Genomic DNA, 17996 nt, shown 5'->3' with positions numbered 1-17996 from the left:
GCAGCGATTACCCGGCGATCGGGGCCGTCATTTGCGCCAGCCAATCCCGCGTGTCTTCCGCCACCAGCGAATCCAGCGTGTCATAAACCCGTGCATGATACCGGTCGAGCCAGCCAATCTCGTCTTCACTCAGCAGCTCTGTTTTCACCAAGCGCCGGTCGATGGGCGCAAGGGTCAGGGTTTCAAAGCGCAAGAAGGGCCGCTCGTGGGAGTCTTCATCCGCCACCACGGTGACCAGATTTTCAATGCGGATCCCAAAGCCACCATCCTTATAATAACCCGGTTCATTGGACAGGATCATGCCGGGCTGCAAAGCGATGGCATTGGGGGCCTTGGAAATGCGTTGCGGCCCTTCATGGACCGCCAGATAGCTGCCCACCCCATGGCCGGTGCCATGGTCATAATCCAGCCCCACATCCCATAAAGGCTTACGCGCAATGGCATCAAGCTGCGCCCCGGTGGTGCCTATGGGAAACCGCGCCCGCGCCAGTGCGATATGGCCTTTCAAGACGCGTGTGAAACGGTCTTTTTCCTCGTCTCCCACCGTTCCGACCGGCACGGTGCGGGTGATGTCGGTGGTGCCATCGGGATACTGCCCGCCCGAATCCACCAGATACAGCTCACCCGGCGTCAAGGGACGGCTGCTTTCCTCAGACACCCGATAATGGCAAATAGCCCCATTGGACCCGGCGCCTGAAATGGTATCAAAGCTGGTATCGCAAAAGCCGTCACGTTTTTTGCGGAAGCTTTCCAATTTGGCCACACAGCCGATTTCCGTCAAACCGCCTTTATGGGCCTCTTGATCAAGCCAGTGCAGGAATTCGGTTACCGCTGCCCCGTCGCGTTCATGGGCGGCAATGCTGCCCTTGATTTCCGCACCGGTTTTGCAAGCTTTCGGCAAGGCGCAAGGATCGGCGGCGCGAACAATATCGGCCCCGCCTTTTTTCAGGGCCTCGAACACCGCCGCATTGGCCGTGGCCGGATCGGCCAGCACCGCCTTGCCGCCTGCGCCCAGATCGGTCAGCGCATCATAAAAGCCATCATAGGGCGCGATCGACACCTCATTGCCCAGATGCTCTCGCACTGCATCGGTCATTTTCTCAGGTGCCACGAACAAATCGGCGCGGCCATCTTTATGCAGCACCGCATAAGCCAAGGCCACCGGCGTATGGGCCACATCATTGCCGCGAATATTGAACAGCCATGCAATGGAATCAAGCGCCGTAAGCACCGCCGCCTCGGCCCCGTTTTCGGCAATATCCCCGCCGATACGGGCGCGTTTATCCGCCGAAGTGGCTCCGGCAAGGGCGGCATCATGGGGTTTCAAAGGGAAAGGCGGGGGCGCGGGCTGATCGGGCCACACCGCATCAATGGGGTTTTGATCCACCGCCACCAATTCGGCCCCTTTGCGTTGCAAACGGCTTTGTACCTGCGCAACCCAGCCCGGCGTGTGCAAACGCGGATCATAGCCGATCCGGTCGCCTTTTTTCACCTCTCCCCAAAGCCAGTCCAAAGGGTCCATCTCGGTCAGATGCACATGCGTGAACAAGGCGCTGTCCACCTGATCGCGGACCTGAATCACATAACGGCCATCCACAAACATGGCGGCTTTTTCAGCCAGAACGATGGCCGAACCGGCAGACCCTTCAAAGCCCGTCAGCCATGCAAGGCGCTGGGCGTAATCCGCCACATATTCGCTATTATGCTCATCGGTTAAAGGCACCACGAAACCGTCCAGTGCCTGACGGGACAATTCGGCACGCAAAGCGGACAATCTCTCGGCATGGGGCTTGGACACGAGGGGGGACTCCTTCATCAAAAACAAGTGAATTTGCCCATTGATGGCACCCTGCGCGTCACTTCGCAAGGCGGGCGTCTTTTCATAGGCGTCTGAACGTGCTTCCCTATGCCTCCCGACAGCTTCAAGAGATTTCTTCAATGACAAAAACCATCCTCAGCCAAAAGGCCGACCATCTGCCAACGCCGCCGCATGCCCCCCAGCATCCCACTCTTGTCACCCATCATGATATTGCGGTGACAGATGAATATGCGTGGCTGCGCGATTCCGGCTATCCCAAGGTGGAAACACCGGAAATCCTCGACTATCTGAAGGCGGAAAATGCCTATTATGAAGCCGCCATGGCCCCGGTCGCGGATCTGACAGACACCATTTTCAAGGAACTGAAAGGCCGCGTTGCCGAAGAGGATGAAAGCGTGCCATCCCGCGATGGCGATTGGCTTTATCAATGGCGCTTTGCGGCAGGAACGCAATATCGCCGCTGGTACCGCAAATCGGCAAAGGATGATGCTGCGGACTGGCATCTGATTCTGGATGAACCGGCCCTGGCCGAAGGGCATGAGTATTTCCGCCTTGGCGGCCTGAGCATCAGCCCCGACGGGCGTTTATTGGCCTATTCCACGGATACGGATGGGTCGGAGCGCTTCACCCTCAAGGTCCGTGATCTCGAAACAGGGAAGACCCTGCCCGATCATATCGAGCAGACCATCGGCTCTCCGGTCTGGGCGGCGGATAATACGCGGCTTTTATACCGCATCGTCAATGACAATTGGCGGCCTTATCGGGTGATGGCGCATCATTTGGGTGACGATCCCGCGCAAGACCTCCTGATCTATGAGGAAAAAGACGGCGGCTTCTTTGTGCATCTGGATAAAACCCAATCACGACAATGGATTGTCATCGCTTCCGGCAGCCATGAAACCAGCGAAGTGCATATTCTCCCCGCCGATGCGATAGAAACGCCGCTGCGCGTGATCGCCAAGCGCGAGTCCGGTCACGAATATGATGTGGATCATGCGGGCGACCGTTTTTTCATTCGCTCCAACAAAAACGCCCCCAATTTCCGTATTCTCTCGGCCCCTGAAAATGATCCGTCCCCTGAAAACTGGCGCGAGATTCTTCCCAAAAGCGACCGCGATTATTACCGTGCGGTCACCGCATTCACGTCTTTTCTGGTTGTGGAGCAACGGCGCGATGGACTGGACCAAATCCGCATCCTGTCCCATGACGGAACGCGCGATGATTTTATCACCTTCCCCGAAAGCACCTATCGCGCCGAATTGGGCGGCAATGCCGAGCCGGACCCAACACAGCTTCGCATCAGCTACGATTCAATGATCACCCCCGCCACGGTGTTCGATTATGATCTGGCATCAGGCGAATTGATCACCCGCAAGGTGCAAAAGATCCCCTCGGGCTATAACAAGGCTGATTATGCCACCGAACGGCTTATGGCCCTCAGCCGCGATGGCCAGCACATCCCCTTGTCCATTGTTTATAAAAAAGGCTTCAAAGACACCGCCCCCGGTCCGGTGCATCTTTATGGCTATGGGGCCTATGGCATGGGGATGCGACCATCTTTTTCCACCACCCGCCTGTCTTTGCTGGATCGGGGCTTTGCCTTTGCCATCGCCCATATTCGCGGCGGTGATGAACTGGGCCGCCCATGGTATGAAGGCGGCAAGAAATTCGCCCGCCACAATACCTTCAATGATTTCATCGATGCCGCCGATTATCTGGTGGAAAAAGGCTATGCCACGCCGGGCGGAATTTCCGCTTCGGGCGGATCGGCAGGGGGCAAGCTGATGGGGGCCATTGCCAATCAGCGGCCTGATTTATGGCGGGCCATCATTGCCCATGTGCCTTTTGTGGATGTGTTGCACACCATGCTGGACGACAGCCTGCCGCTCACCCCCATTGAATGGCCGGAATGGGGCAATCCCAAAGCCGATGCAGAGGTTTTTCGCTATATTGCCAGTTACAGCCCCTATGAAAATGTACGGGCGCAAGACTATCCGCCGATGATGGTCACCTGCGGGCTGAACGATCCCCGCGTCACCTATTGGGAGCCGGCAAAATGGGTCGCCAGACTACGCGCCCGCAAGACCGATGATAATCTGATCCTGTTCAAAACCAATATGGGCGCGGGCCATGGCGGCAAATCGGGGCGCTTTGATGCGCTTTATGAAGTGGCGGAAGAATACAGCTTCATTCTAATGGCCTTTGGCATGGCGAAATAGCGGCCCCAAGGCACTTTTCAGGCTGGCGCATTGTTCAGAATGTGCCAGCACATCAAAGCGGCGGACGACCGGTAAGGCGCCCAAGCCTCTCCAAGCGCGTCCGCTTCTTTGATGTCGGGGCGATCATCAAGCCCCCGGATACGGCGCAGCCCTTCGCGCACCCCCAGATCATCGGCGGGCCAGATATCGGGGCGGCCAAGGGAAAACATCAGATACATGCGGCCCGACCAGACCCCGAAGCCCTTCAAGGCCGTCACCTTTTCCAAGGCCTGTGCATCCTCCAGAAGATGTAGTTCATCGGGATCAAACTGCCCTTCGGCAATGGCTTCAGCCAGTCCGCGCCCATAGCGCACCTTGGCTGCCGATAGGCCCGCCCCGCGCAAAATATCGTCTTCAAGGCCAAGAAACCGCTCCGGCGTTGCCTCTCCATCCATGGCGGCATCCACCCGCGCCGCAATGGTAGCGGCGGCCTTCACCGAAAGCTGCTGGCCAATGATAATGCGCAGCAATGCGGAAAAGCCTCCATCGGTGCGGCGTTCTTGCGGATAGCCCCACAGGCTCAACGCCTCGGCCAGTTGCGTATCATTACTTGCCAAATGGTCAAGCGCCCGGCGCACATGATCGCCACTCAAGTGAAATTCGGCTGTCTTGGGCAGGGTCATGTCAGGCTCCATTTTATTGCAAGCCGGACCATATCGCCGCCGCCTTTTTCTGCCAAGCCACCATCGGCACTCTTTACAGCTTTGCGGCAGTTGATACTCTTTTCCCCGCCCCATAAAAGAAAGCCTCACTATGAAAGCGCCCTATATCGAATATCCGCTGACCGGTTATCCCCATCGGTCTGACGCCCAGATGATCGACAGCGCCCGCGCCTTTCGCATCTTGATGGAAAAACGCCGCACCATTCGCTTTTTCAAACCCGATCCCATCCCCCAAAGCGTGATCGAGGATGCGGTCAAAACCGCCGCCACGGCCCCATCGGGGGCCAATAAGCAGCCTTGGCATTTTGTCATTGTCACCGATCCGGATTTAAAAACCAAAATCCGGGCCGCCGCCGAAGAAGAAGAACGCGCTTTTTATGGCGGCAAGGCCGGACAGGAATGGCTGGACGATCTGGTCCATCTTGGCACCGATGCCCATAAGCCGTTTTTGGAAATTGCGCCCTGCCTGATTGTGTGTTTCCAGCAAAATTACCAAATCGATGAAGAAAGCGGCAAGCGATCCAAAAGCTATTATGTTCAGGAATCCATGGGCATTGCCTGCGGATTTTTGCTGGCCGCCCTGCACAATGCCGGGCTTGCCACCCTGACCCACACCCCCTCGCCCATGGGATTTTTGCGCGATATTTTAGGGCGGCCCAAAAATGAGCGGGCCGTTATGCTGGTGGTTACCGGCCGCCCGGCCGATGATGCCACCGTCCCGAAGCTGACCAAAAAGCCTTTCGATCAGGTGGCCAGCCTCAAGGCTTGAATGCCTTATTCCACATAGTTCGTCTTAGTTTCTCTATTTTACAACATAGTTCCGTCGAAATTGATGGTTAAGAATCCGTTTATGGCGCGAACGGAGGATGCCGCCGCGATCTCCTCCGCCAACGCCTCGAACGGATTTCGTGCACCACTGAAAGGGAGACGATCTATGCCTAAGTTTAAACAGATTACCATTGGCGCGCTTGCTGCTGCCATGGCTTTCCCCGTAGCCACCCTTCCGGCATTTGCTGGTCAATATGATGATCAGACCAAGCCAGCCCAGCATATAGACAAAGCGCAAAAGCATCTGGATCAAGCCGAAGATCAAATGGATCACGATGCCACCAAGCAGATGGATCACGACGCCACAAAGCAGATGGATCAAGCCAAAGATAAACTGGACCGCGAAGAACGGATCACGGCAAGAACCAATATTGAGGGCAAAAACGTTCTCAGCACCGATGGGGATACCGTCGGCTCCGTTGAAGAGCTTGTGGTTTCGAAAACCGACAACAAGCTTTACGCCGTTATATCCGTTGGCGGCTTTCTGGGGATTGGCGACCGCGATGTTGCCGTACCCTATGAAAAGCTGAGCATCGGCAGCGAGAACGTCACCATCATGTCGCAACAGGCAAAAACCGATCTGCGCAATATGCCTGAATATGATGAAGAAAAGTTTGAAAAATACGATCCCAAAGAACGGCATATGAAAGATGCCAAAGACACATATAAAAAGAAATATTGATAAACCGCGTTCTTCTTTGGGTCACACCAACAGCCAGCCTCCCTTTGGAGGCTGGTTTTTTTGTGAATGATGCGCCAGTCCCTTCCCTTTACATCATTCCCGGGCTTGAGCTTGCCTTGCGTCATTCCCGGGCTTTGGCCCCTTTCTTTTCGTCATTCCCGGGCTTGACCCGGGAATCCAGTTCTTTGCTGGTGGAGCGCTCCGGCCCTGCCGACTGGACCCCCGGATCAAGTCCGGGGGTGACGATGGTGGGGTGGGCTTGACCCGGGAATCCAGTTCTTTGTTGGTGGAGCGCTCCGGCCCCGCCGGTCTGGACCCCCGGATCAAGTCCGGGGGTGACGATGGTGGGGTGGGCTTGACCCGGGAATCCAGTTCTTTGTTGGTAGTGCGCTCCGGCCCTGCCAGACTGGACCCCCGGATCAAGTCCGGGGGTGACGGATGTGCGGGGTGTCCGGCGGGTGACGGTGGTGGGCAAACATTCAAGCGTTCAATTGTTCCCACAGATCATCCCACTGCGGATTTGCCTTTTCAATCAAATCCAGCTTCCACCGGCGGGGCCAGGATTTCAGGGTTTTTTCCCGTTGAATAGCGTCTGTTATAGACGGGCAAAGCTCGTACCAAACCAACCGGGATATGCCGTAGCGCTGTGTAAAACCGCCGCCCTTTCCCATGCGGTGCTGGTGGGTGCGCCGGGCAATATCCGCTGTCACACCAATATAGAGCGTGCCATTGCGCTGGCTGGCGAGAATATAAACATAGGCGCTCATCCCTTTCACTTTTCCAAGTGGTTATTGAGCTGTCAAGGCGCGTTTGGCCGCCCCCCTTCGTCATTCCCGGGCTTGACCCGGGAATCCAGTTCTTTGTTGGTGGAGCGCTCCGGCCCCGCCGGTCTGGACCCCCGGATCAAGTCCGGGGGTGACGGATGTGGGGTGGGCTTGACCCGGGAATCCAGTTCTTTGTTGGTGGAGCGCTCCGGCCCCGCCGGTCTGGACCCCCGGATCAAGTCCGGGGGTGACGATGGTGGGGTGTCCGGCGGGTGACGGGTGTGGGCAAACATTCAAGCGTTCAATTGTTCCCACAGATCATCCCACTGCGGATTTGCCTTTTCAATCAAATCCAGCTTCCACCGGCGGGGCCAGGATTTCAGGGTTTTTTCCCGTTGAATAGCGTCTGTTATAGACGGGCAAAGCTCGTACCAAACCAACCGGGATATGCCGTAGCGCTGTGTAAAACCGCCGCCCTTTCCCATGCGGTGCTGGTGGGTGCGCCGGGCAATATCCGCTGTCACACCAATATAGAGCGTGCCATTGCGCTGGCTGGCGAGAATATAAACATAGGCGCTCATCCCTTTCACTTTTCCAAGTGGTTATTGAGCTGTCAAGGCGCGTTTGGCCGCCCCCCTTCGTCATTCCCGGGCTTGATCTTCCCTTGCGTCATTCCCGGGCTTGACCCGGGAATCCAGTTCTTTGTTGGTGGAGCGCTCCGGCCCTGCCGGTCTGGACCCCCGGATCAAGTCCGGGGGTGACGATGGTGGGGTGTCCGGCGGGGTGACGGGTGTGGGGTGGTCGGCGGGTGACGGTGGTGGGGCGCGTATGGGGAAAGTGGGCAAGCAAAGAAAAACCCCCGCCGGATGGCGAGGGCTTTGAAAAAATCCCGGCTGACCCCAAGGACTATCAAGATAGAGTATCAGGAGCCATCGCCACCACCAGCACCACCACCAGCACCAGCACCAGCACCAGCACCAGCACCAGTCTGGGCCGTAGTTTGAGCATCGTTCAACTGAGAGCTGGCTTCACCGAAAATGTTCTGCAAGCTGCCCCCAAGGGCGGTCATGGCACCAATGGCGGCAACGGCCACAAGGGCGGCAATCAGGCCATATTCAATGGCGGTGGCGCCCTTTTTGTCTTTATTCAGATTACGAAGAAATTTGAACATCATGTTTCTCCCGTGTGTCCAAGGTCCGATGAGCAAAGACTGGCGGTAAGAAATTGAAATTGTGTTAACAGATAGATGGCCTTTTCTTAAAGACGGTAGATAGAATTTTAAGTAAAAATCAGACATATTTTGACAATTATTGAAGAAAGATGCGCGCATGGCCAAACAAAGCCGAAACCCAAGCCCAAATCATCCCCATGAAATGCATGAAAGCCGCCGCTATTTCTTGCCAAAAGGCGCACAAAACGGCGATTTTCAAGGGGCCGACGGGGTGCGGCTGCGGATGCGGGCATGGCCGGCACCAACACAGGGCCATAAAGCACGCGGCACCCTTTTTTTGGTGCCGGGCCGCACCGAATATATGGAACGCTATGCGGAAGTGATTGCCGATTTTCTTGAAAAAGGCTTTGCGGTGGCCATCCTTGATATGCGTAATCATGGGCTTTCCGGCCGCCCATTGGCGAATCGTCAGGCCCATTTCGTGGCAGATTTCGCCCCCATGGCAGACGATGTGGCCCGATTCGTTGCCCAAGGGGCGGCGCTTGATCTGCCGCGCCCTTTCACCTTGCTGGGCCACAGCATGGGCGGCCATGTGGCGCTGCGGGCGGTGCATGATCATCCCCAATTGGCCCGATCGGTGGATAAGCTGGTGCTATGCGCCCCCATGCTGCGGATTCGCTTTTCGCCTTTGCCTTTGTGGCTGGTGCGCGGGCTGGTGGCGCTGGCCGGGGCTTTGGGCTTTTGGGAACGCTATGCCCTTGGCCAGGGAGATTGGGCGGGCGGCAAGGCACGGGCGCGGCTGATGCGGCTTTTGACATCGGATGCACAGCGGTTCGCCGTGGAAGATTGGCAAGTGGCGCAAAATCCCGATTTGAAACTGGGCGGAGTTACATGGGGCTGGCTGCGCGCCGCCCTTAACTCATGCGATCTGCTGGCGCAAAAAGGCTATGCCGAAGCGATCACGGTGCCGACGCGCTTTATCCTCGCCGGAAGCGATCGGGTGGTAGATAACCACGCCAGCCGCGCCTTTGCCGCCCGCATGCCCCATGCGGATGTGGTTGAACTGCCAAACAGCCGCCATGAACCCATGCGCGAGGTGGATGCGATCCGGGACGGGTTTTTCAAGGCCGTTGAGGATTTCGCGGGCTAGGGGGAATGGGTGTTGGGTGGGGCTACGGTTGTGTCCCTTATGTCATTCCCGGGCTTCCTCTCCCTTGCGTCATTCCCGGGCTTGACCCGGGAATCCAGTTCTTTGTTGGTGGAGCGCGCCGGCCCCGCCGGTCTGGACCCCCGGATCAAGTCCGGGGGTGACGATGGTGGGGATGTCCGGCGGGTGACGAATAGATACTCAACATTTTTCGTCATTCCCGGGCTTGACCCGGGAATCCAGTTCTTTGTTGGTGGAGCGCTCCGGCCCTGCCGGTCTGGACCCCCGGATCAAGTCCGGGGGTGACGGGTGGGGGGTGTCCGGCGGGTGACGAATAGATACTCAACATTTTTCGTCATTCCCGGGCTTTGGCCCCTTTCTTTTGCGTCATTCCCGGGCTTGACCCGGGAATCCAGTTCTTTGTTGGTGGAGCGCTCCGGCCCTGCCGGTCTGGACCCCCGGATCAAGTCCGGGGGTGACGATGGTGGGGATGTCCGGCGGGTGACGAATAGATACTCAACATTTTTCGTCATTCCCGGGCTTGACCCGGGAATCCAGTTCTTTGTTGGTAGAGCGCGCCGGCCCCGCCGGTCTGGACCCCCGGATCAAGTCCGGGGGTGACGATGGTGGGGATGTCCGGCGGGTGACGAGTAGGGTGTCCGGCGGGTGACGAGTAGGGTGTCCGGGGGTGACGATGGTGGGGTGGTCGGAGGTGACGGACGGAATGGGATGACGGTGGTTTTGTGATCAGGATATTTGTACATATGGGCGCTCTTGTGCGCAGATAAGAACCGTTCGAGCAAAGAGGATCATTGGTGGCGAGGCAAAGGCGGCAAGACACATCATCTGTCCGTCCGGCCCGTGGCACAGGGATCACGGCACCGATCGCACATGCTTTGCGGTTTGCCGGGCTCTTATCGGTTTTGGCCGGGCTGATCTGGCCCATACAGGCCGCCGCTTTGGCTTGGGCGATCGCGGGCTGGATTGCCGGAGATATGGGCCGCACCCCATGGGCTGCCGCTATTTTTGTGGCCGGCGGGTTTCTTCGGGCTTTTTGCGACCACCGCGCCGGACAGATCCTGTTTGATGCCGCGGACCAAACAATCTCGCACCAGCGGGCAGCCCTTATCACCCGTGAAGCCCGCGCCCGCGCACCCCTTGGTTCGGCAGAAATCGCCGCCCTTATCGTCCAGAAACTTCCGCTGCTTCAGCCTTGGATCACCCGATACAGCATCGCCATGATCAAGGTGGCCGTTCTTCCCCTTGTTCTGCTTCTCATTTCCTTCTGGTTTTCATGGATCGTGGGGCTGGTGCTGCTGGTTGCAGGGCCGCTTATCCCGGTTTTCATGATCCTTATCGGAATGGCAGCGGAACAGGCATCCCGTCGCCAGATGGATGAAATCGGCTCGATGAACGCCATGGTGATGGACCGCTTGTCCGCCATGCTTGATATCCGGCTTTTAGGGGCCGCAGACAAAGCCCTTGCGGATTTTTCAGACAGGGCCGAAGCCTTGCGCATCAAAACGATGGCGGTTTTGCGCATCGCCTTTTTATCATCAACGGTTCTGGAGCTTTTCAGCGCCATCGGTGTTGCCATGGTCGCGGTGTTCGTTGGCTTTACCCTTTTGGGGGAAATCACCTTCGGAAGCTGGAGCGCGCCGCTTTCCCTTGGCGAAGGGCTGTTCCTGCTTTTGATCGCCCCCGACTTTTTTCAACCCTTTCGCGAGCTTGCCGCCGCGTGGCATGACCGCGCCGCCGGTTTGTCTGTTCTGGCCGAGCTTGATGCTTTGGACGGGGCGGAACGTGCGCCCTTTCTGGGGGAGGCGCGGGCCGCGCGCCCCTTGGACGGGCCTTTGACGCTGTCTCTGGCCGGTGTGGTGGCGGCCTTGCCGGGCCGCAGGGTAACCTTGCCGGATTTTTCCCTGAAAAGGGGGCAATCCCTGGCCCTGATCGGTGAAAGCGGCGCAGGCAAAAGCACGGGGCTTGCAGCACTTGCGGGGCTGGTGCCTTTGGCGGATGGGCAGATCACGGTTTGCGGCCATCGGCTTGACCATGAAACAGCCGATGCGTGGCGGGCGCGCATCGCCCTTGTGCCGCAAAGACCGCATTTCCCCGACCAGCCTTTATATGCGTGGCTTGATCCCGATAAGCGCCATACCGACCCTTGGCCTGCACTGAAACGGGCCGAGGTGGATCAGGTGGTTTTGCGCCTTCCTTATGGGCTTCGAACCCGATTGGGAGAAACCGGCGGCGGTGTATCTGGCGGCGAGGCGCGGCGTTTGATGATCGCCCGCGCTATCTTGAGCGGACGCGAACTGATTCTGGCCGATGAACCGACAGCCGATCTTGACCCTGATACGGCGGCAATGATTATCCGCGCCCTTATGCATTTAAAGGAAAACGGGCACAGCGTCATCGTTGCCACCCATGATCCGGATCTTGCCGCGCTTATGGACCGCAGGGTCGAGGTGGGGCAATGAAAACACTTTTCCCCATCATCCAGATGATTCTGGCCGCAGCACCGCAGGCCATGATGCGCGGCGCCGTGCTTAGCGTTCTTGTTTTGCTGATGGGTGCCGCCCTTCTGGGATTGTCCGGCTGGTTCATCACCGCAACAGGGCTGGCCGGCATTGCAGGGCTTGGCATTGCCTTTGATGTGTTCCGGCCCTCTGCCGGTGTGCGGTTTCTGGCCTTGGGGCGCACGGCGGCGCGCTATGGCGAACATGTTTTCACCCATGATGCCACATTACGCGCACTGGCTTTTCTTCGGGTAAGGCTTTTGCGCCGTCAGGTGTGGCTGGACAGCCGGGCGCTTTCACGCTTGCGCAGCGAAGCGGTGCTGACCCGGATCATAGCCGATGTGGATGCTTTGGATGGCGTTGTCTTGCGCCTGCTTTTGCCGGCTGTTGCCGCCCTTGCCACCCATCTGATCGTTTTTCTGGCCATTGGCTGGCTGGCGGGATGGGCCATCGCCTGCGCCTTGCTGGCAGGATATATCCCGCTGGCGATCCTTATCTTCTGGCAGCTTGCCCGCCGCAGCATAAAGCCTTCGGACAGGGCAGAAAAAGAAAGCCAATCTCTTCGGCGGGGTGTGATCGATATGATCCGGAACCGCCAATCCCTGATTTTGGATGCACGGTTGGATGACCGTGAAGCGGATCTGCTTTCACTGGATGGCAACATCCGCAAGGCGGCACAACAACTGGATCGGGCCGAACGCGGGGCGGCACTGGCCATCACCATGTTGGTAACGCTGGTTACGGCCTGTGCCCTTGGCCTTGGCGGCTGGCTGGTGGCGCAAGGCGTGATGGGGCCGGCGGTGGGCGTGATCGGGATTTTTGTGGCGCTGGCCTTGGCGGAAACCTTGATGCCGCTAAGGCGGGGCATCGCCGATTATGGCAAGATGGCCGGCGCGGCAAAGCGGATAGGCTATGGCGAAAAGGAAAAACCGGAAAAATCAAAGCCAAAAAGCCCCCTTTGCCATGAAAATGCCGGAGCATCGCCGCCGGTGCTTGCTGTCAGGAAAGCGCCTCTCACCTTCATAATTGAACCGGGTGAAGCGGTCGCCCTTACGGGGGCAAGCGGAAGTGGCAAGACCAGCCTGCTGATGGAGATTGCCGGGCTTGCCGAAAGCTCAGGCATTGCCATTCTTGGCCGCGCCCCTGCCGATTGGCCAGACTCTTCCTTGCGCGATCTTGTCACCATGGTGCCGCAACGCAGTGTTTTGCTGGCGGGCACCATCCGTGAAAATTTCAATCTGGCGGCCGATGTGCCTGAAAGCGCACTATGGCAGGCCCTTGCGGCCATATCCCTTGATGCGGTGATCCGGGAACGCGGTGGGCTGGACGCGCCCCTTGGAGAAGCCGGTGCGGGATTGTCGGGCGGACAGGCCCAGCGCCTTGCATTGGCCCGCGCCATCATAAGGCAACCACAGCTTTTGCTTTTGGATGAACCCACGGAAGGGCTGGATGAAGCAACGGCCGATCGCGTGCTGTCCGGCATCAGGCGCGCTTTGCCGCAAACCGCCATCCTTGCGACGTTACACCGCAATGCAAACCACCCGATGTTTGATAGACAAATACCGCTGCTTTTGTAACCATATATTGGGCAAGCAAGATATGGATTGCACCAAACAGGCATCTGCCCTCCGACCTTCTCGCGAGCATAAAGGCCGTCGGCAGTCCTGATAACAAGGAGAGCCGGGAATGGAGCTCGATATTGTCGAGTTGTCGCGCCTGCAATTTGCGCTGACAGCTATGTATCATTTCCTTTTCGTGCCGCTAACGCTTGGCTTATCAATCGTTATCGCCATCATGGAAACCGTCTATGTCATGACAAGGCGGCCGATCTGGCGTCAGATGACAAAATTCTGGGGCCTGCTTTTCGGGATCAATTTTGCGATCGGCGTTGCAACCGGGATCACGATGGAATTCCAGTTCGGAATGAACTGGTCCTATTTCAGTCATTATGTCGGCGATATTTTCGGCGCCCCCCTTGCCCTTGAAGGGCTGATGGCCTTTTTCCTTGAAGCAACCTTTGTAGGCCTGTTCTTCTTTGGCTGGGACAAGCTGAGCAGGATCGGCCATCTGGCCGTGACATGGCTGGTGGCTATCGGGTCGAATTTCTCTGCATTGTGGATTTTGATCGCCAATGGCTGGATGCAAAATCCGGTGGGGGCCGTTTTCAACCCCGATACCATGCGGATGGAAATGACCAGCTTCTTCGATGTGATGTTCAATCCCGTCGCACAGGCAAAATTCGTCCATACGGTTTCTGCCGGTTATGTCACGGCGGCGGTTTTCGTTCTTGGTGTTTCGGCCTGGTATCTGCTTAAAGGCCGCCATGTTGAACTGGCGCGCCGTTCCATTACGGTTGCCGCATCTTTTGGTCTGGCATCGGCGCTATCGGTTGTGATTCTGGGCGATGAATCCGGATATTCTGCAACCCTCAACCAGAAAATGAAGCTGGCCGCCATAGAAGGGATGTGGGAATCCGAACCCGCACCGGCCGCATTTACAGTATTCGGCGTGCCCGACCAAGAAGCGCGCGAGACGAAATATGCGGTCCATATCCCTTATGTTATGGGGCTGATCGGCACCCGTTCTCTCACCACCGATATTCCGGGGATCAATGATCTGCTCGACGTGGCACAAGAGCGCGTTCGCTCGGGGATCATCGCTTATGATGCCTTGATGACCATCCGCAAAGACCGGGGGAACACAAGCGCAGACGTGCGGGCCACATTCGAGGAACATGGCAATGATCTGGGCTATGCCTTCTTGCTGAAACGCTATGTGGATGACCCGCGTGATGCCAGCGAGGCGCAGATCGCTCAGGCCGCCAATGACACATTACCAACAGTCTGGCCGCTTTTCTGGTCATTCCGCCTGATGGTGGCGCTGGGCTTCAGCTTCATTGCTGTGATGGCGTATTTTTTCTGGCGGTCAAGCTTTCGCGGGCAGGTTTATCCGCGTTGGGCGCTTTGGGGAGCGGTGGCGGTTATCCCCACGCCGTGGATTGCCGCAGAACTGGGCTGGTTCGTTGCCGAATATGGCCGACAGCCATGGACAGTGGATGGCGTGCTGCCAACCGCATTGTCGGTCAGTCATCTTTCGGTACAGGATTTGTTGCTGACACTTGTTGGTTTCATTGCCTTTTATACGGTGCTTTTCATCGTCGAAATGGGCCTGATGCTGAAATATATCCGCAAAGGCCCGTTCGAGGATGTGGAAGAAACTGAAAAATGGATGGCGAAACACCAACATCAATTGCGCACCCATGACGGCAAGGGGCCCTTCGCCCCACTATCCGAGGAGCAGTTGCCATGATCTTGCATGAATTGATCGATTACGACCTTCTGCGGATAATCTGGTGGGCGCTTTTGGGCGTGTTGCTGATCGGTTTTGCACTTACGGACGGTTTCGATATGGGGGTGGGCGCGCTCTTGCCCTTTGTCGCCAAAACCGATGCCGAACGCCGCGTGGTCATCAATACGGTTGGCCCGGTCTGGGAAGGAAACCAGGTCTGGTTCATTCTTGGTGGCGGCGCGATTTTTGCAGCATGGCCGCCGCTTTACGCCGTCAGCTTTTCAGGCTTTTACCTTGCCATGTTTATCATCCTTGCGGCCCTGATCGTGCGGCCTGTGGCCTTCAAATTCCGCTCAAAGCGCCAGAATGTACGCTGGAGAAAAAGCTGGGATTGGGCATTATTTGCAGGAGGCGCGGTGCCGGCGCTTATCTTTGGCGTGGCGGTGGGCAATGTTTTGCAAGGCGTGCCTTTCGAGCTTACCCCCGATCTTTTCGCCCGCTATGAGGGGGCCTTTTATGCCAAATTCGCAGGTCTTTTAAATCCGTTCGCACTTTTGGTGGGTGTGATGTCTTTGGCGATGCTGGTTACCCACGGGGCCGCATGGATTTCGTTCAAGGCGGAAGGTGTTGTTGCCACACGGGCGCGGTCCATGGGCACCATATCCGGACTTGTGACCATCGGCGGCTATGTGCTTGCGGGCCTGTGGCTTGCCTATGGCATCAGCGGCTATGCCTTGGCAGAAAATATTGTTCCCGATGGGCCGTCCAATCCGCTTTATTCCGATGTCGTCCGCACAAGCAGCTGGCTTTCTGTTTATGGGGAACGGCCATGGATTGCTCTGGCACCGGGGCTTGGCCTTCTTGGCATGATCATGGTGGTTTTGGGGCTACGTGCCGGGCGCGAAGGTTCAACCCTTCTTTGGTCGAAGCTTGGCATTTTCGGGGCCATTTCATCGGTGGGGCTTACCATGTTTCCCTTTATCCTGCCGTCTTCGCTGGACCCGCGCTCTTCGCTAACGGTGTGGGACAGTTCTTCATCCCATCAGACACTGTTCATCATGCTTGTGGCGACACTGATCTTCATGCCGATCATCCTTACCTACACCGCATGGGTTTATCGGGTTTTGTGGGGCAAGGTTACCGAGGCCGATGTCACCGACAATCATTCGGCTTATTAAGGAAAGGAACGCGTTATGTGGTATTTCGCCTGGTTTCTTGGCCTGCCCCTTGCAGCCCTGTTTGCCGTCGTTAATGCGATGTGGCTAGAGATAGAAAGCGACCGCGCACATATGGGACATGCCGACCCGGACGGGGGCCACGATCCGCGCTGAGAATAATAGCCCAGATCCGATCAAAGGCCGCGGTCCGTTAAATCCGGATGGCGGCCTCCCCCCGAAAAGCGACCCGTTTCAAGAGAGCGGCTTTCTTCCTATTTATGACCATGAGTAAGAAGAAATTTCATAGGTCATCAAAACGTTACACACCTGAATAGACTATTTCGAAACTGCATGAGGCGGTGGTTCTGTTGAGCCAAGGCCACACGGTTGGCAAGGCTGTGCGCCAACTTTTGGCATGGCCGAGCATACCTATTCCTGCTGGCCTGAACGGCATGGCGGGATGCTCGACGCATCCCGAACTTCCGGTCTAATCACCCCATAAAGCACTGCTTTTTCAAGAGAATTTTCATAAAAATGATATAGAAATATTGCTTTATTACTTTTTTCTTGACCAATGAAAAGAAATATGACAATATTACCTTATCAGCTAATGGGGGAGCCCATGCGAATGACACATCACGCCAAAAGACGCAGCACACACCGCAACCTTCCGGTAAATATTCTTCAACTGATTCAAGACTTTGGAAGGCCCGTTCACTCTCGAGGTGCGTTGTCCCTGACGCTGGACGACGAAACACTGCATTTAATTGCAGAGGGTGACCGGCGTCGGCGGCAAGCCCTTAGTCGCTATCGGGGGGCTTACATCATCGAATCGTACCAAGGGATCATCATTACAGTTGCCCGACGGACACGCCGGATGCGCCGCCACTGATGCAATAGAACTGGAGTTTTTTCCAATATGGAACAAGATCTTACACTCGCCTCAACCTACCTTGACCGCATCACGAATACGCCGGTGGTCGGACCTATCACTTCCCAAGCGATGACTATCGCAGAGGAGGGGAAAATCCGCATTTGCTACGCACCTTTTGACTATGTTGAGCGCAAAGCGCGGATTGTAATCGTTGGAATTACCCCTGGTCAGGTCCAGGCGATAAATGCCTTGACTACCGCTCACACAGCAATGCGGCAAAACAAGCCTGTTTTGGATGCTTTGATCGAAGCAAAATTGACTGCAAGCTTTAGCGGCCCGCTTAGAAGCAATCTCGTTGCAATGTTGGACGCGATTGGCATCGCGACATATCTGGGCTTGGATTCCACAGCCTGGCTCTTCCACCCCGGGTCGCAAGAAATTCATTTTACGTCTGCCCTGCGCTATCCCGTCTTCGTCAATGGCAAGAATTACAACGGCACGCCAGATATGTTGCGCACGCCTATATTGCGCCACATGATCGAAACCCACTTGGCTGAGGAGGCAAGGTTATTGCCAAACGCTTTATGGCTTCCCCTTGGCCCACGTGTAGATAAAGCATTGCAACATCTTGTTGGAAAGGGATTCTTGGATCCGAAAAGAATCCTTAACGGATTACCACATCCCAGCGGGGCCAATGCCGAACGAATAGCCGTCTTTTTAGGGCGCAAAGCGCCAGAGAAGGCATCAAGAAAAACGAACCCAGACACGCTTTTGACTGCATTTCATGCGCTCAAAGCGAAAGTATCCATGCAGAAAGGAGCATGATC

The 17996-nt window shown here is 56.8% G+C and carries 16 protein-coding genes and 1 pseudogene; 12 read left to right on the top strand and 5 right to left on the bottom strand.

Annotated features, from left to right (window positions below; genetic code table 11):
- Positions 1 to 7 precede the first annotated feature (7 nt).
- A complete protein-coding gene (locus IEX96_RS08660) occupies positions 8 to 1798 on the bottom strand; it encodes an aminopeptidase P family protein (protein WP_229773625.1) in 1791 nt (596 codons plus the stop codon).
- Between the two features lie 140 nt (positions 1799 to 1938).
- Between IEX96_RS08660 and IEX96_RS08655 the strand changes: the two genes are divergently transcribed.
- Complete coding sequence (locus tag IEX96_RS08655; protein ID WP_150005961.1) at positions 1939 to 4038, top strand: S9 family peptidase; 2100 nt, start codon at positions 1939 to 1941, stop codon at positions 4036 to 4038.
- Between the two features lie 17 nt (positions 4039 to 4055).
- Here the strand turns inward: IEX96_RS08655 and IEX96_RS08650 are convergent, their stop codons facing one another.
- Positions 4056 to 4700, bottom strand: a complete 645-nt coding sequence (locus IEX96_RS08650) for a DNA-3-methyladenine glycosylase family protein (RefSeq protein ID WP_188873786.1) — start codon at positions 4698 to 4700, stop codon at positions 4056 to 4058.
- Positions 4701 to 4830: 130 nt separating this feature from the next.
- Between IEX96_RS08650 and IEX96_RS08645 the strand changes: the two genes are divergently transcribed.
- Positions 4831 to 5508, top strand: coding sequence for a nitroreductase family protein (locus IEX96_RS08645; protein ID WP_150005959.1), 678 nt, complete (start codon positions 4831 to 4833; stop codon positions 5506 to 5508).
- A gap of 165 nt (positions 5509 to 5673) precedes the next feature.
- Complete coding sequence (locus tag IEX96_RS08640) at positions 5674 to 6249, top strand: PRC-barrel domain-containing protein (protein ID WP_188873785.1); 576 nt, start codon at positions 5674 to 5676, stop codon at positions 6247 to 6249.
- Positions 6250 to 6728: 479 nt separating this feature from the next.
- Here the strand turns inward: IEX96_RS08640 and IEX96_RS08635 are convergent, their stop codons facing one another.
- Positions 6729 to 7016 carry a GIY-YIG nuclease family protein gene (locus IEX96_RS08635; protein ID WP_188873784.1) on the bottom strand — a complete coding sequence of 96 codons (288 nt, stop codon included), beginning with the start codon at positions 7014 to 7016 and terminating at the stop codon, positions 6729 to 6731.
- 72 nt (positions 7017 to 7088) lie between these two features.
- On the opposite strand from IEX96_RS08635, the gene IEX96_RS08630 reads away from it, so the two are divergent.
- The gene (locus IEX96_RS08630; RefSeq protein WP_150001487.1) at positions 7089 to 7289 is read left to right on the top strand and encodes a hypothetical protein; all 201 of its coding nucleotides are present in this window, start codon (positions 7089 to 7091) and stop codon (positions 7287 to 7289) included.
- A 17-nt stretch (positions 7290 to 7306) separates the two neighbouring features.
- Here the strand turns inward: IEX96_RS08630 and IEX96_RS08625 are convergent, their stop codons facing one another.
- Entirely contained in the window at positions 7307 to 7594 is a 288-nt protein-coding gene (locus tag IEX96_RS08625; protein WP_188873784.1) for a GIY-YIG nuclease family protein, read from the bottom strand.
- 100 nt (positions 7595 to 7694) lie between these two features.
- Here IEX96_RS08625 and IEX96_RS08620 point away from each other — a divergent pair, with 100 nt between their 5' ends.
- Positions 7695 to 7895 (top strand): hypothetical protein, encoded by a 201-nt coding sequence (locus tag IEX96_RS08620; RefSeq protein ID WP_188873783.1) that lies wholly within the window; start codon positions 7695 to 7697, stop codon positions 7893 to 7895.
- A gap of 130 nt (positions 7896 to 8025) precedes the next feature.
- Here the strand turns inward: IEX96_RS08620 and IEX96_RS14305 are convergent.
- Positions 8026 to 8184 (bottom strand): annotated as a pseudogene (locus IEX96_RS14305) (Flp family type IVb pilin); the annotation flags it as partial.
- 157 nt (positions 8185 to 8341) lie between these two features.
- Between IEX96_RS14305 and IEX96_RS08610 the strand changes: the two are divergent.
- From IEX96_RS08610 to IEX96_RS08580, 7 genes are all read left to right on the top strand, one after another.
- Positions 8342 to 9334 (top strand): alpha/beta fold hydrolase, encoded by a 993-nt coding sequence (locus IEX96_RS08610; RefSeq protein ID WP_188873782.1) that lies wholly within the window; start codon positions 8342 to 8344, stop codon positions 9332 to 9334.
- Between the two features lie 812 nt (positions 9335 to 10146).
- The gene (locus IEX96_RS08605; RefSeq protein ID WP_210431245.1) at positions 10147 to 11811 is read left to right on the top strand and encodes an ABC transporter ATP-binding protein/permease; all 1665 of its coding nucleotides are present in this window, start codon (positions 10147 to 10149) and stop codon (positions 11809 to 11811) included.
- Entirely contained in the window at positions 11808 to 13427 is a 1620-nt protein-coding gene (locus IEX96_RS08600) for an amino acid ABC transporter ATP-binding/permease protein (RefSeq protein WP_150005671.1), read from the top strand. The genes IEX96_RS08605 and IEX96_RS08600 overlap by 4 nt, the downstream gene beginning before the upstream one ends.
- Before the next feature lie 109 nt (positions 13428 to 13536).
- Positions 13537 to 15159, top strand: a complete 1623-nt coding sequence (locus tag IEX96_RS08595) for a cytochrome ubiquinol oxidase subunit I (RefSeq protein WP_188873781.1) — start codon at positions 13537 to 13539, stop codon at positions 15157 to 15159.
- Positions 15156 to 16316: a cytochrome d ubiquinol oxidase subunit II gene (gene cydB, locus IEX96_RS08590; RefSeq protein ID WP_188873780.1), complete on the top strand. Its 1161-nt coding sequence runs from the start codon at positions 15156 to 15158 to the stop codon at positions 16314 to 16316. Before IEX96_RS08595 ends, cydB begins: the two co-directional genes overlap by 4 nt.
- A gap of 15 nt (positions 16317 to 16331) precedes the next feature.
- Positions 16332 to 16469, top strand: coding sequence for a cytochrome bd-I oxidase subunit CydX (cydX, locus tag IEX96_RS08585; RefSeq protein WP_150005672.1), 138 nt, complete (start codon positions 16332 to 16334; stop codon positions 16467 to 16469).
- Positions 16470 to 17214: 745 nt separating this feature from the next.
- Positions 17215 to 17994, top strand: coding sequence for a hypothetical protein (locus IEX96_RS08580; RefSeq protein WP_150005673.1), 780 nt, complete (start codon positions 17215 to 17217; stop codon positions 17992 to 17994).
- Positions 17995 to 17996 lie beyond the last annotated feature (2 nt).

Source organism: Iodidimonas muriae (genome assembly GCF_014647255.1).
Taxonomy (GTDB): domain Bacteria; phylum Pseudomonadota; class Alphaproteobacteria; order Sphingomonadales; family Rhodothalassiaceae; genus Iodidimonas; species Iodidimonas muriae.
This window is presented reverse-complemented; position numbering and strand designations above follow the sequence as displayed.